This window comes from uncultured Dokdonia sp., assembly GCF_947492815.1.
Taxonomy (GTDB): Bacteria; Bacteroidota; Bacteroidia; order Flavobacteriales; family Flavobacteriaceae; genus Dokdonia.
Map to the genome: position 1 here is coordinate 58,658 of NZ_CANLOB010000009.1, position 15,090 is coordinate 73,747.

At 35.9% G+C, this 15,090-nt stretch carries 12 protein-coding genes; 2 read left to right on the forward strand and 10 right to left on the reverse strand.

Going from position 1 to position 15,090, the window contains the following annotated elements:
* Positions 1-64 precede the first annotated feature (64 nt).
* Positions 65-3,226: a UvrD-helicase domain-containing protein gene (locus Q1A01_RS10690; RefSeq protein ID WP_299680156.1), complete on the reverse strand. Its 3,162-nt coding sequence runs from the start codon at positions 3,224-3,226 to the stop codon at positions 65-67.
* Positions 3,227-3,713: 487 nt separating this feature from the next.
* Here Q1A01_RS10690 and Q1A01_RS10695 point away from each other — a divergent pair, with 487 nt between their 5' ends.
* Positions 3,714-4,322 carry a superoxide dismutase gene (locus tag Q1A01_RS10695; RefSeq protein ID WP_299680159.1) on the forward strand — a complete coding sequence of 203 codons (609 nt, stop codon included), beginning with the start codon at positions 3,714-3,716 and terminating at the stop codon, positions 4,320-4,322.
* 53 nt (positions 4,323-4,375) lie between these two features.
* Here Q1A01_RS10695 and Q1A01_RS10700 read toward each other — a convergent pair whose 3' ends face one another.
* Both Q1A01_RS10700 and hemB read right to left on the reverse strand, forming a co-directional pair.
* Positions 4,376-4,789: a cytochrome c gene (locus tag Q1A01_RS10700; protein WP_299680162.1), complete on the reverse strand. Its 414-nt coding sequence runs from the start codon at positions 4,787-4,789 to the stop codon at positions 4,376-4,378.
* On the reverse strand, positions 4,789-5,778 hold the full coding sequence (gene hemB / locus Q1A01_RS10705) for a porphobilinogen synthase (RefSeq protein WP_299680164.1): 990 nt from the start codon (positions 5,776-5,778) through the stop codon (positions 4,789-4,791). Before hemB ends, Q1A01_RS10700 begins: the two co-directional genes overlap by 1 nt.
* Before the next feature lie 55 nt (positions 5,779-5,833).
* Between hemB and Q1A01_RS10710 the strand changes: the two genes are divergently transcribed.
* A complete protein-coding gene (locus Q1A01_RS10710) occupies positions 5,834-8,497 on the forward strand; it encodes a DEAD/DEAH box helicase family protein (RefSeq protein WP_299680166.1) in 2,664 nt (887 codons plus the stop codon).
* A gap of 2 nt (positions 8,498-8,499) precedes the next feature.
* Here Q1A01_RS10710 and hemF read toward each other — a convergent pair whose 3' ends face one another.
* From hemF to hemA, 7 genes are all read right to left on the reverse strand, one after another.
* A complete protein-coding gene (gene hemF, locus Q1A01_RS10715; protein WP_299680168.1) occupies positions 8,500-9,402 on the reverse strand; it encodes an oxygen-dependent coproporphyrinogen oxidase in 903 nt (300 codons plus the stop codon).
* 14 nt (positions 9,403-9,416) lie between these two features.
* Positions 9,417-10,196, reverse strand: a complete 780-nt coding sequence (locus Q1A01_RS10720; protein ID WP_299680170.1) for an EI24 domain-containing protein — start codon at positions 10,194-10,196, stop codon at positions 9,417-9,419.
* A complete protein-coding gene (locus Q1A01_RS10725) occupies positions 10,189-10,650 on the reverse strand; it encodes a hypothetical protein (protein ID WP_299680173.1) in 462 nt (153 codons plus the stop codon). The genes Q1A01_RS10720 and Q1A01_RS10725 overlap by 8 nt, the downstream gene beginning before the upstream one ends.
* A gap of 28 nt (positions 10,651-10,678) precedes the next feature.
* A complete protein-coding gene (gene hemE / locus Q1A01_RS10730; RefSeq protein ID WP_299680176.1) occupies positions 10,679-11,710 on the reverse strand; it encodes a uroporphyrinogen decarboxylase in 1,032 nt (343 codons plus the stop codon).
* Between the two features lie 97 nt (positions 11,711-11,807).
* Entirely contained in the window at positions 11,808-12,857 is a 1,050-nt protein-coding gene (locus Q1A01_RS10735; RefSeq protein WP_299680179.1) for a DUF559 domain-containing protein, read from the reverse strand.
* A gap of 45 nt (positions 12,858-12,902) precedes the next feature.
* Positions 12,903-13,820, reverse strand: a complete 918-nt coding sequence (hemC, locus tag Q1A01_RS10740; protein ID WP_299680182.1) for a hydroxymethylbilane synthase — start codon at positions 13,818-13,820, stop codon at positions 12,903-12,905.
* Positions 13,813-15,063: a glutamyl-tRNA reductase gene (gene hemA / locus Q1A01_RS10745; protein WP_299680185.1), complete on the reverse strand. Its 1,251-nt coding sequence runs from the start codon at positions 15,061-15,063 to the stop codon at positions 13,813-13,815. Before hemA ends, hemC begins: the two co-directional genes overlap by 8 nt.
* Between the last annotated feature and the right edge of the window lie 27 nt (positions 15,064-15,090).

The window sequence follows — 15,090 nt, forward strand, 5'->3', positions numbered from 1 at the left end:
AGAATGGTGTCTTTAGAATGAAAAAGAGCAAGTGAATATGCTATGTTTTATGGTTAAATAGAGATTACACCTTAATAATAGTTACTTCTTTATTAATATATATAAGGAATAGTTGTTTGATTACAATATCCATTTCTTTTAATAAATGTGCATACTGTTGTATTTGATAGGCGTGGTTTTCTGAAGGAATCCCAGTTTTATAATCCATAATAATGGCCTCTCCATCTGGAAGAACTTCTATTCTGTCAGGAATATGAATTGTACCATCTGCCGACAGAATTTGGCGTTCATTATATACCGTGTGAACTCGTGAAAAATACGATTGTAATTCAGGATGATTTACCACACTTAAGAGAACACCTTTTACAACCTCTTTTTCTTCTTCTGTGATCATACCTTCATAAATAGCTTCTGTAACCGCATGATCTACATCTTCCCTATCTATAATCTTAGCCATGAGTTCATGAATAAGATTTCCATACGTGATGGCATTTTGACGTTCTTCGTTCCATAAAAAACCAGCTTTTGTGATCGTACGAATGTTATGGGATTCTTTTGAAGAAGATAAAAAAGGAATCGTCACTACTTTCTTTGTGTCATCCTGATCTTTTTGATCTTTGATAGTTTCTTCTCCATATACATATGCTTTTTCGGTGCCTTCCCAAATCCCTTCTTGCTGTAAATAGGAGACAAATAAATCACTAAATGTTTTTGGATCACTAACGGTATTTTTTTTGGATACGCTTTCGCGAAAGCGTGACAAGACATACACCCGTTCTACAGCTCTGGTTAAGGCTACATATAAAATATTAATAGCATCAAACTGTTGCTGTGAGATTCGTTCTTCATATAAAGCAGCGCCATGACTACTATAAGAAGACACATCTGTTTTATGACCTATCAATAAATGTTCAAATCCCGCAAAATTTGAGGCATCTGTAGGATACCAATGATGCTCGTTACGATGTGTATACAACTCAGAATCTGCATATGGATAAATCACAATATCAAACTCAAGTCCCTTTGATTTATGAACACTCATAATTTGAATGGCATCACTTTGCGGAGGAGCAACAATACTAAGTTTGTCTTTCTTTTCTTCCCAATAGGTCAAAAAACCGATGAGTCCGCCGTTATTTCGTTGCGTATACTCAAAAATGGCATTAAGATACCCGAAAAGGTATGCATCGGCTTCTTTTTCCATATGAAAGGCACGTATGATGTATTCTGTACCTTCATAAAGACTTAAAGATTCAAATAATGATGGTGCGTAATAAATGTGTCGCTCTTCTAAACTTTTTAGGAAATCACTTGTTGGCGCTTTTGCCCATTGATCATAGAAGCCGTGCGTGTCTTCAATTTGAAACCTATTTACTAAATAAGAAAGAATTTTCAGTGTGATTTGAGGTGTGTTAGGCTGTAGTTGTAATTCTAAAATAGCATGTACAAAGCGTACCGAAGGGGCACTATGTATGAGTAAACTTTCTGAAGAGACTACTTTGATTTGATTTGCTGCTAGGTATTGAGCAATATGAGCGCCGTGTTTATTACTTCTAGTAAGAATACAAATGTCACTCTTGAGAAATCCTTGTGTAGTAACGGTATGGATAATTTTTAATACTTCTTCTGGATAGATCTCATCTGCATCCTGAGCTGTTTCTGCTTCTATAAATTGTAAGGATACAAATCCACCTTCTCTATGATTATATGATTGATTGTTATCTGTTTTGTAAATAGAAGTATAGGTGTCGTCTTTAAAAAAAGTAGCGATATAGGTAAAAAAGCTATTATTAAAATGGATGATTTCAGAATAACTCCTATAATTAGTTTCTAGTTGTTGCACATGTGTATGCTCAATAGAAAAAGGATGTTCCTCGTTAGAAAGTGCTATAAATTGTTCTGCTTTTCCTCCACGCCATCTATAAATAGCCTGTTTAGGATCTCCCACAAGAAGTAAGCTGTTTTTGACAGTATCTAAAGTATCTGTAGTAATAGCACTATCTACTAGCGGAATCAAATTATGCCATTGCACCACCGAAGTATCTTGAAACTCATCTATAAAATAATTGGCATATCGTTCGCCTAGACGTTCGTAAATAAAAGCAGCAGGTTGTTCCCTAAGAGACTTGTATATTAATGCATTAAAGTCTGAGATTAATAAAATATTCTCATCCTCTTTAATTTTTTGAAGTTCTTTATGTATTAACTTCAATACAGAGAGCGGTACTACCTTTTTTGTGAAAGCAGTCACTAGCTGAAGTTTATAATAAAAGTTCTTCGTTTCTTTAAAACAATCAATAAGTTGATCGCGTATACTATCTATAGTATCTTTTATAGGTTGTTTTTCTGCTTTTTTATAAAATGTATAGCTGTCAATATCTTGTTTCCACTTTGCTTTATAATCTACCTCTAGCGGGTTTTGTTGTAGCTTGACTAAGTGATTGTAAAAATACTTCCCAGAAAAGTGAGTTTCATCTAGACTTAAACTATGTATCAATTCTAAATGTGTTTTGGCACTATTTTCTATGCCTGCTTTAAGCGAAATTTCAAATTGACTCAATTCCTTTTTTAAAGCATCAAAATCATCTAATGTTTTAGATTGTAATTGCGCCACATACGGAGCATCATTTTCACTGGAAAGTAATTGCGCAATTTCAAGAAGATCTCTAGTAATGTCCCAGCTTTTATCATCATCTGCTTTTTGAAGTGCAAATTCTACAAGAATATGTGTGATGCGATCATCCTGACCAGCACTATCAATAAGTGCATCTACAGCTCTTGCTTGTAATGTTTTGCTATCTAGTGATACTTCAAAATTCCCAGAAATTTCTAGGTCTTTCGAAAATGTTCTTAAGATACGATGGGTTAAAGTATCTATCGTTAATACATCAAAAGCAGCATAATTATGTAAAATACCATTTAGAATGGTTGATGTTTTTTTTGCAATTGTAGCTGGTGACATTCCTGTTTCTTCAGAAATAGTAAGCATCATCTCTGGAGTGGTATCTTGAGAAGGGGTGTACTTACGAAAGGCATCTAGTGTTTCTAGAATACGTTCTTTCATTTCTTGTACCGCTTTATTAGTAAAGGTGATAGCAAGAAGTTGTCGGTACTTTTTAGGATTTTCACTAAGAAGTAAAGTCGTGATATACGCTTTTACAAGGCTGTAGGTCTTTCCAGATCCCGCCGAAGCATTTAATACCGTTAAGCTGTTTGAAGATACCATTAATTAACCCAGTATAAAGGGTGGTATAAAGATAGAAAAGCTACCCGAGACGCGAGTAGCTTTTCTAAACAAACCTAACTAACCAACTTAAAATGTAAGAATGCGACTAAAACCAACACTGTTACATATATAAAAGACGGAAGAAAATGAAAAGGGTTGCTTTTTTTTACAAAGTTTTTATTAGTGAAGCTCTATTTTGTAAAGTCCGAAGGACGAATTCAAAATAGATAGTTGAACTAATCCCGCTTTATCAGCGGGATCTAAGCTTTTATGACTAAACGCTTACGCCGTTTTTAAAATCTATGGTATACCATAGATTCATACCTTATTATTAAAAAGATGAAAATCAGCTATAAAAAGATTCATATATCTAGTATTAGGACTATCTATAGCACGATATAATATTTATACCTGTAAGCATTTTAATTGCTCTTAGTATTACGTAACTTTGTGTACAATCGATTTATTCACTTAAAATTATACAGATATGTCATTTGAGTTACCAAAACTGAACTATGCATATGATGCATTAGAGCCACATATAGACGCACGCACTATGGAGATACACCATGGTAAACACCATAATGGATATACTTCTAAGCTTAATGCAGCTGTAGAAGGAACAGATTTAGAAGGAAAAACAATAGAAAATATCCTTACAAATCTTGATATGTCAAACGGAGCTGTTCGTAATAACGGAGGCGGATTTTATAATCACCGTCTTTTCTGGGAAGTGATGTCTCCTAATGGAGGTGGAGAACCTACAGGAGAACTTGCCGATGCAATCAATGCAGCGTATGGAAACTTTGAAGCATTTAAGGATGCATTTTCAAAAGCAGCAGCAACACAGTTTGGATCTGGATGGGCATGGTTATGTGTACACGAAGGAGGAAAAGTAGAAGTATGTTCAACACCAAACCAAGATAATAGTTTGATGCCTGGCGTAGGATGTGGAGGAACACCTATTTTAGGAGTTGATGTATGGGAACACGCATATTACTTAAACTACCAAAACAGACGTCCTGATTATATCAATGCATTTTTTAATGTAATTAATTGGGAAGCTGTAAGCGCAAAATACGCTTCTAATAAATAAAAAATATCATCTATAGATATGTCAAAAGCCACTCAAAGGAGTGGCTTTTGTTTTTAGTCACTATATATATTTATATAAGCTCTAAGAGCTTTAGCATCTTCATAACTCAATTGAGGGAAACTCATGCAATACTTGTCTTTTTCCTTATTTGTTTTAACTCTATTGATGTAGTTGACAAAAGAAGTGTCTGATGGATAATTTTTTATCACATCAAGTAGAGCTGGTCCTGTCATATTTTTTGTTGTCTTATGACAAGCAGCACAGTTTGTTTTAAATAAAACATTACCTTCTTTTTCTATCGCTGACTCAGGATTAGGATATATAGAAATGGTTCCACAGAAAAAATCAGGAGTTGTTGCTAATTCTTCAGTTGATTGTTCTGAATAATCAAGATTCCATAGGATATAACTTAGCAAGGCTATTCCTATAAGTGTTACCGCATATATAAGTACGGTATTGTCTTTCATTATCCTAATAGTTTTACAACATCCTTTGCAAAATAACTTGCAATCATATGTGCCCCCGCTCTTTTGATGGCTGTGATTTGTTCTAGCATGACAGCATCGTGATCTAACCAACCTTGTGCAGCGGCAGATTTCAGCATGGCATATTCCCCACTTACTTGATACACAGCCACAGGAACATCTACGGCATCTCGGATGTCACGTACAATATCAAGATACGCAAGCCCAGGTTTTACCATCACAATATCAGCACCTTCCTCAATGTCCATCAGCGTTTCTTTAACCGCTTCGTCACGGTTTGCAAAATCCATCTGGTAGGTCTTTTTGTCTTTAGGAACATCTTGTATATCTGCAGGAGCACTATCTAAAGCATCTCGGAAAGGGCCATAAAAAGCAGAGGCATACTTTGCACTATAGCTCATAATGCCTGTATTGTAAAAGCCTTCCTCTTCTAATAGCACACGCATGTCATAAATACGGCCATCCATCATATCACTTGGCGCCAAAATATCAGCACCAGCTTGCGCGTGTGATAAGCCCATTTTTGCAAGCGCGACATTAGTCTCATCATTTAAAATTTCACCATTTCCTACAATACCATCATGCCCATAACTAGAATAAGGATCTAAAGCAACATCGGTCATTACAAGCATATCAGGACAGGCATCTTTTATCGTTTTAATAGCACGTTGCATCAATCCATCTGGATTTAATGCTTCCGTACCTGCATTGTCTTTGAGATGGTCAGGAACTTTTACAAATAACAAGACAGATTTCAATCCCATACTCCAAAGCCCTTTTACTTCGTCTCCTACCAAATCTAGACTTTGTCTATAATAGTCAGGCATTGATGGAATCTCTTCTTTAATTCCTTTTCCTTCTACTATAAAAAGCGGAACGATAAAGTCGTTTGGAGTGATACTAATTTCTCTTACAAGGCTTCGTATAGCCTCTGAAGTTCTTAATCTACGATTTCTTCGTAATGGATACATAAAATACTGTATTTTGCTATTGCAAATTTACCAAATAAAAAACCGAGTCTCTAGTTTGATATCTCTTCAAAACACCTTTCAATTTAAATATACGTGGCGTAGTTATCAACGTCGCTTTCTAGAAGGGTTTGCTACGCATTTTGAAGATCATCATTTGCATGTCGTTGCTCCTCCGGGTTCTGGAAAAACAGTATTAGGACTCGAAATGATACGGCGTGTAGATCAGAAAACAATCGTATTTGCACCTACATTAACTATACGTAATCAATGGGAGGAACGTATGTATGAATGTTTTGTAGCTAAGGATATGTGCGATATTCCGCTTTCGCGAAATATAAAACAACCCGCACATATTACATTTTCAACCTACCAATCGTTACATGCTTTCTTTAAAAACGAAATGGAAGGAGACGGGGAAAAACTTGTGACTTTTTTCGCGAAAGCGGGTATAAAAAATATCGTATTAGATGAAGCGCATCACCTGAAAAACGAATGGTGGAAACCTTTATTTGCATTAAAAGCATTGCCAGATTGCTCCTTAATTGCACTTACAGCAACACCTCCCTACGATAGTGAACAACGAGAAATTGCTAAATATTTTGAACTCTGTGGTCCAATAGATGTAGAAATCGGAGTGCCAGAATTGGTGAAAGAAGGTAATTTATGTCCGCATCAAGATTATATTCATTTCTCGCAACCCGATGAAGCCCAAGTGCAATATATCATTGCTTACCGGATGAAGTTGATGACTTTTATCAATGAGCTTATCGCTGATGTAGACTTTAAGAATTTTATTCTTCAGCATCCTTTTTATATCCAAACAACACAAGTACTGGAGGATATTTATGACAATTCTGATCTCTATGCAGCCATGCTTATTTATCTCAATGCTACAAAAGCAGTGATTCCTGTAGAGAAATTGGCTGTTTTAGGTGTTGAAAATAAAAAAACAGTCATTCCTGATTTTACATATACTTGGGTTACGTCTTTATTACAGCCTTTATTAGTAGAGCATCGAGAAGCATTATTTGAACATGAAGCACTTCTTAATAGGATTGAAAAAGAGTTACGTAAAATAGGAGCTTTCCATAAGAAACGAGTTCACCTTGAAGGGAAGAATGAACTCTATAAATCGTTAGCGCAGAGTCCTAATAAATTAAAAAGTATACAGGAAATTATAGCCTTTGAATCGGCGCAACTAAAAACAGATTTGCGAGCTGTTGTTTTGGCTGATTACATTCGAAAGGAATTTTTAGATACCCCAGAAGAGCAATTAGATACGATTAATAAATTGGGAGTGATTCCTATATTTAACTACCTAAAAGCATCCTTAAAAAGAGATCCTGAAAAATGGCAAGCGATTAATAGACAGGAAAAACTGGCTGTTCTAACAGGTTCATTGATTATTATACATGACCGTTTACGGTCGCATATAGATGCAGAAATTCCTTCAGATTATTATACGGTGTCTCCTATGGGAGATACTGATTTTTTACTACTGACTCCAAAAGAGAAAGGGAAAAATCAGATAGTACGTGTGATGACTTCATTGTTTTCAAAAGGACATATAGAAGTATTAATTGGAACCACTTCTTTATTAGGAGAAGGTTGGGATGCTCCAGCTATTAATACATTAGTATTGGCTTCTTATGTAGGATCTTTTGTGATGTCTAATCAGATGCGAGGGAGGGCAATTCGAGTGCACACAAAAGATCCAGATAAAGTAGCGTCTGTGTGGCATCTTGCTTGTATAGATCCGACAGTGCCAGATGGAGGGGAAGATGTGGATAAGCTGTACAAAAGATTTGAAGCGTTTTGCGGAGTCTCTCTTTCGGGAACTCCTTTTATCGAAAATGGTGTTGATCGTTTTAGTATTCCTAAAGAGCATTTAGATAAAAATCACCTGAATACCCATATGTTTTCATTGGCTGCGCAACGTCAAGAAGTAAGGCATAGATGGAATATTGCGATTGCCAAAGGGAATATTTTGGTACGAGAGTTGAAATTAAATCTAGACAATCTTAAAGATAGAAGAGGACAGAAAAAAGTATATTATAAAGATGTAGTAAAATATACGATTATTGAGTTGGTTACCCTTGTAACATTTACATTGCCAGAATTATTTTTTAAAAATTTAGGCGCTTTTTTCTCACGAGGGGTGCTATACTTTTTTTATGCAATACTCTCTGGACTAGCGTTACTTTTTCTTCCTAAAACGTATAAGGCTATTGTGCTTTATATCAAATATGGGCGAATAGATAAACAACTTCATAAAATAGGGCAAGTACTTCTTAAAACTATGCGTGACAAACATCAGATCACAACACCAGTGTCTGAAATACAATTACGGATAGAAAAATTTGATACAGGAGAAGTTTCTTGTTTTATACGTGGCGCCACTGCCAAAGAAGAATTATTGTTTGTAAATAATCTAGAAGAAATCGTTAAGAATATAGATAATCCAAGGTATATGATTGCACAGTCTAGATGGTTGCAGCGTACATTTGGGTTTTCAAATTACTTTGCGGTACCCGCTGCTTTTGCAGAGCGTAAACAGGATGCATTATTATTTTTTAAGTATTGGAAAATCTATAAAGGCCCTGCTACTCTTATTTTTACTAGAAACCCAAAAGGGCGTAAACAATTATTAAAAGCACGTTTTCATTATTTAAATACAGAAGGTGGTTTTAAAACAAAAACAGCTACTATTTGGAAGTGATACTACACCCACTCTTTCGGATTTTTCAATACTTCTAGAAGTCTAGCTTCTTCGCTTCCTTCTTCAGGATGATGATCATATTTCCATTGTACGACAGGCGGAAGACTCATTAAAATACTTTCAATACGACCATTGGTTTTAAGGCCGAATAAGGTGCCTTTGTCATGTACGAGATTAAATTCTACATAGCGCCCACGGCGTACTTCTTGCCAGTCTTTTTGTGCTTTCGCGAAAGCGGTATCTTTTCTTCGTTTTACAATAGGCGTATATGCTTCTAAAAAACTATCGCCTACCGTAGTGACAAAGTTGTACCAATCTTGCATGGTCATTTCTTCGGTTTTTTTAAGGTAGTCAAAGAATAAACCTCCTAAACCGCGACCTTCATTGCGATGTGCGTTGTAAAAATACTCGTCACAACGTGCTTTATATTTAGGATAAAATTCTGGATGATGTGCATCACAAGCATTTTTACATACCGTATGAAAATGAATGGCATCTTTATCAAAAAGATAATACGGTGTCAAATCTTGACCGCCTCCAAACCATTGATCTACAATCTCACCTTCTTTGTTATACATTTCGAAATAACGCCAGTTAGCATGTACTGTAGGTACCATGGGGCTTTTAGGGTGTAATACAAGAGACAATCCGCAGGCAAAGAAGTTAGCATCTTTTACACCAAAATACTGTTGCATAGTTTCAGGTAGTTTACCATGAACTTCAGATATATTAACACCTCCTTTTTCAAAAACATTCCCATTTTCAATCACACGGGTACGACCACCACCTCCTTCAGGACGTTTCCATAGATCTTCTTGAAACTTGGCTTTGCCGTCTATACCTTCTATAGTAGAGGTAATAGTGTCTTGTAAATTCTTTATATAGGATACAAATTGATCTTTCATAAAATAATTACTGCTTAAGAGAGTTGTTTGTTTTTTTGAGATGTAGAAAGTTGTTGTTTTGTGTCAGCCTCTAATAAATCTATAGTTTGAACTGTTGCTGCGGTTACAGAAAGAGGTAACACCAAAATCACACCTATAATGGGGATTAATAAAAATAGCATAAAAACAATACCATTCCCTATGGCTTGCCCTTTATTTTTTCTCACAAACTGGATACTTTTATCATAAGGAAAATGACGTTCTAAGGTATAATCCATATTACCAAAACCAGCATAATAGGCTTGCGTTAAAAATAAAAGTACCGTTGAGATAAGTCCAATTACAGGAATAAGTCCTATTAATAATATGGGTATTGTCAAGAGCAATTCCATACTTAAGTTACGTACGTTTATTCGAATACCTCGCCAGAGTTGTGCCTTAAAGCTCGTCTCTCTATGCGTATGATTTGTGCCAGAGAAATGTGCTTCAATTTTTTCGGATACGGGACTCATAAAAGGCGCACTCAATGCCATGACAATATGTTTATATAAGATAAATCCTATGGCAATAATAAATAATGCACTTAGAATTTCAGCAAAAACAAAAAAGGCTTGTTTTCCCCATTCCCAAGGCCAGATTTGTTCTATCCAATGACCCATATTATCAGAAAGACTATAAGCAGAAACGCCTATAATAATTGCGGTGATAAAACTAATAGCCATAGGAATGGCAAAGTATTTCCATAGCTTAAGTTTTGTCACAAGTCCAAAAGAGTTGCCGTACGTTTTAAGTCCGTTAAGAATGCCTTTAATCATCTTCTATATGTGTTAATGTGTCAGGATGCTCCTGCATTTGTTCTATAGAGGTACGCTTTCGCGAAAGCGGAATTAGCACCATGACCAATTGTATAAGTTGGCTTTCGCTTGCCTCTTTGTGTTGCATAGCAAAGGTACGTCCTACATGATTATTATGTAAATCCATAGCTCTTGCTAAGGGTTTATTTATAGAAAAATCTTCATGCCAATCTGTAATACACTTCGCCCAAGCAGCCGCTCTTGTCATAGAAGACCATCGTTTGCACCTATGAATAATAAGTACATTCCATAATGCATGTCTAAAAGCATTAGCACGGCCATTTTTATGATGTGCTTTTCCGAATTTTTGGTCACAAATTTTTACTGTTTTACGAGTGGCTGTGTAGGTTGGGGTCACATACAACGGATGTCTTAAACAAAGCCCTGCAAGACTCCAGAGCTGCTTAAAATCCATTGATTTTATGACCTTATTGATATTCACACTACTCTTTGTACTCTTTTACAGCTTCTATAAATGCACCAGCATTTTCTAAAGGTACATTTGGTAAAATACCATGTCCTAGATTTACAATGTATTTGTCTTTTCCAAATGAACGAATCATCTCAGTAACCATACGTTTGATTTCGCTAGGAGGCGAAAATAATCGTGTCGGGTCAAAATTACCTTGTAAGGTGATATTTCCTCCTGTTAAATAACGCGCATTACGAGCACTTACAGTCCAGTCTACCCCTAAAGCCGATGCGCCTGATTTTGCCATCGTGTCTAGTGCAAACCAGCATCCTTTTCCAAAAGCGATTACTGGGGATTCATCTTTTAACGCATCTATAATTTGCTGAATGTATTGCCAAGAAAATGTTTGGTAATCTTCTGGAGATAACATACCTCCCCAACTATCAAATACTTGTACGGCATTTACACCTGCTTTTACTTTCTCTTTCAAATAAGCTATCGTAGTATCTGTAATCTTTTGCAATAAAGTGTGAGCAGCCAATGGTTGTGTAAAACAAAACTCTTTAGCTTTGTCAAAGTTTTTTGAACCTTGCCCTTGTACACAATAGCAAAGTATCGTCCACGGACTTCCAGCAAAACCAATTAGAGGAATTTCATCATTTAGTTTTTCTTTGGTCATTTTGATAGCATCCATCACATATCCTAATGTCTCCTGAATATCTGGAACAATCACTTGCTCTACATCTTTTGCAGATCGAATAGGATTAGGTAACCAAGGCCCTATGTTTGGTTTCATTTCTACATCAATATTCATGGCTTGTGGGATCACTAGAATATCAGAAAATAAAATAGCGGCGTCCATTCCATAACGACGTATGGGTTGTACCGTAATTTCACTAGCTAATTCAGGAGTTTGGCAGCGTGTAAAGAAATCATACTTGGCTTTGATTTCCATAAACTCAGGAAGATATCTTCCTGCTTGACGCATCATCCATACAGGAGGACGTTCTACAGTTTCTCCTTTTAAAGCTCTTAAAAATAAATCGTTTTTTAGTGTACTCATAATGTTATGTCTGTTCGAGCGCAGTCGAGAACTAAAATAATATGTTGTTTGTTGGCCTCTCGACTGCGCTCGAGGGGACACGTTTGTTTTGTTAAATTTAACTAGTTAATTTTTTTAGTGTATTTACCGCTTTTGCAATCGTACTTTCTATGGTTGTTGCATTAGATACGATTACTTGATCTGTATATTTTCTTGCTTCTGTTGCGGTGGTTTCTCCAATACAAAATGCTATGTTTATTGTATTCGCTTTCGCGAAAGCGGATACAGCACTGGGACTATAAAATAAAACTCCATCAAACTCCTGATGAAATAGCTGTTCATTCTTATGAGTTCCATAAGTCACAATTTCGTTACAAGGAATTCTTGCTTCTTTTAAAATTGTAGGCAATTCGTCTCTACGTTGTTTGCTACAGAAATACGTAAAATGTTCGTTTTTGTGATTTTTTGCTATAAAATGCCCTAATTCTGCTCCATTTTGAGCTGTTTTGACTACTTTATAGTTGTTTTCTTCTAAAAGAGCAGTTGTTTTATTTCCAACGCAAAAACACCTCACCCCAGCCCTCTCCTCAAGGAGAGGGAGCTTTTTAATCGCATTTAAAAAGGCTTTAGCTCCGTTTTGACTTGTAATGATACTATTTTCTATTTCTTCTGGAATCTCAAAATCAATAGGTTCAATAGAGATAGCATTATATTCCACAAAACTGACACCTGCATTGAGAAGGAGTTCTCGCTGGTTGGGTTTTAGTTTTTTTGTGGATAGCACCCTCATCCCAGCCTTCTCCCTCAAGGGAGAAGGGGTTGATTCTTCTTTTCTTTTAAGAATAGCATCATAAATAATTTGCGTGTTTTCTAATGCTATTTTATTTGAATATCGTAATACACGATATCCCAACCCTCTTAAATGAGTGTTTCTTAAGTCGTCTTTTTCTTTTTGATAAACATCGTTATGGTATTCCCCATCAAGCTCAATGATGAGCATAATTTCTAGGCAGCAAAAATCAACAATGTATTCTTTTATAGGATGCTGTCTTCTGAATTTAAGATTTTGAAATTGTCTATCCCTAAGTAATTGCCATAAATGCGCTTCAGCAGGTGTTTGTTCCTGTCTTAGATGTCTGGCAATATCTTTCTTAGAAATCTTCTTCATAATTTTTCCCTTCTCAGTGGGAGAAGGGTCAGGGATGAGGGCATTTTACTTTTTATTTATAGATGCTTTAATCTCTTTCATGAGTTTGCGGCCTCCATTGTCTAGTATTTCTAAAGCACAGTCTACACCAAAACCTTGACTATGTGATACGGAAATAGACTGATTTACTTCTAGTTTTGTTTTTCCGTCAAGTGAAAATAAAACACCTGTAAAATGAACTATTTCATTTTCTATGATGGCACTAGCTCCTATAGGTGCGGTACATCCTCCTTCTAATGTTCGTAAAAATTCTCTTTCTATATAAGTACACAATGCTGTGGATTTGTGATTTAATTTCGCGCAAGCGGTTTTAGAAAAATCATCTTCTTCTAGTGCAACAATAAGCATAGCTCCTTGTGCAGGTGCGGGCGTCATCCAGTCTAATACTTCATAATTAGTAGGGAGAACATTGATGCGTTCTAGTCCCGCTTTCGCGAAAATAGCTCCTGTCCAATTGCTATCTGTTAATTTTTGAAGGCGTGTGTTTACATTTCCTCGTAAATCTGTTGTTTGGTGATGTGGATATTTATTGAGCCATTGTGCTTGACGACGTAAACTTCCTGTTGCGATGGTGCAATTTTGTGTAAAATCAGGATTTCCTTTGTGAACCAAAATATCTTGTGTGGCAGCTCTTTCTAAAACGGCGGCTTGTACAATACCTATAGGAAGTGCTGTAGGGACATCTTTCATACTGTGTACCGCAATATCTACAGTACCATTAAGCATAGCAACATCAAGTGTTTTGGTGAAAATTCCTGTAATTCCTAATTCGTATAAAGGTTTGTCTAAGACGAGATCTCCTGTAGATTTTACAGGGACTAACACTGTTTTATATCCGTAATCTTCAAGTTGTTTCTGTACGGTTGTTGCTTGCCATAATGCGAGCTCACTATCACGAGTCCCGATGCGAATGACTTTATTCACTGTCTGATTGTTCTAGTTCAAAAATAGCTTGTATAAGCTCAATGCTTTGTTGTGTACTACCGTTGGCAGTACGTAAATGACTGGCAAATCGATTTGTAATTTTCTGTATAAGACGATCAGAAATTACTGTGGCTTGCTCTTCATTAAAGCTGTCTATTTTTTTACGATGATTATTTAGTTCTAAGGCACTGATATCATTCAGTTTTGATTTTAAAGCTTGGATGGTGGGAGCAAATGCTCTTGTAGATAACCATGCCTTAAATTCTTTTGTAGTTTGTGCTATTATAGCTTCTGCTTTAGGAATGTATTTTTGACGACGTTTTAATGTATCATCTGTCATTTTAGAAAGTTGATCTAAATGAATAAGTGTTACATTTTCTAATTCTGTGACATTACTTGCTACGTTTTTTGGAATGGATAAATCTAGTATCAGTAATGGTTTCTTCGTGTAAATAAGCTCTTTAGTAATCGTAGGATTTTGAGCTCCTGTAGCGACAACTAAGATATCTGTCTGTGAAATCTCACTTTGAATATCTGCATAATCTTTCACAAGTAGATTAAATTTTCCAGCTATTTTCTGCGCTTTTTCTTTGGTGCGATTTATAAGTGTGATATGCTCATTTTTGGTATGCTTGATGAGGTTTTCACAGGTGTTGCGTCCTATTTTACCTGTTCCAAAAAGAAGAATATTCTTTTCAGAAACATAAGGAACACGAGCCATAATATATTGAACGGCAGCAAAACTTACTGAAGTAGCTCCTGAAGAGATTTCAGTTTCGTTTTTTATACGTTTACTAGCTTGAATCACACTATTAATGAGTCTGTCCATAAATGGATTGACTAATTGATGTGCTTTTGCTTTTTTAAAACCAACTTTAAGTTGCCCTATAATCTCAAAGTCTCCCAATATCTGACTGTCAAGACCTGTTCCTACTTTAAATAAATGTTGAATAGCATCGTCACTTTCATATATATAAGATACTTTTTCAAACTCTTGAACAGTACCAAGAGTATGTTCACATAAAAGCTGTATAAGTTGATTTGGATTTTGTGCAAAACCGTATAGTTCTGTACGGTTACATGTAGAAATAACGGTGAGCGCTTCTACTCCAACTGCTTTTGCATTTGAAAGAATAAGCTCTTGGGCTTCTTCAGAAATGCTGAAATGTCCACGTACTTCGGCATCAGCTTTTTTATAGCTGAGTCCAATGACATAAAATTCTGATGAACCTAACATTTTCATACGTGCGCAAAAATATCTTGCTTAATT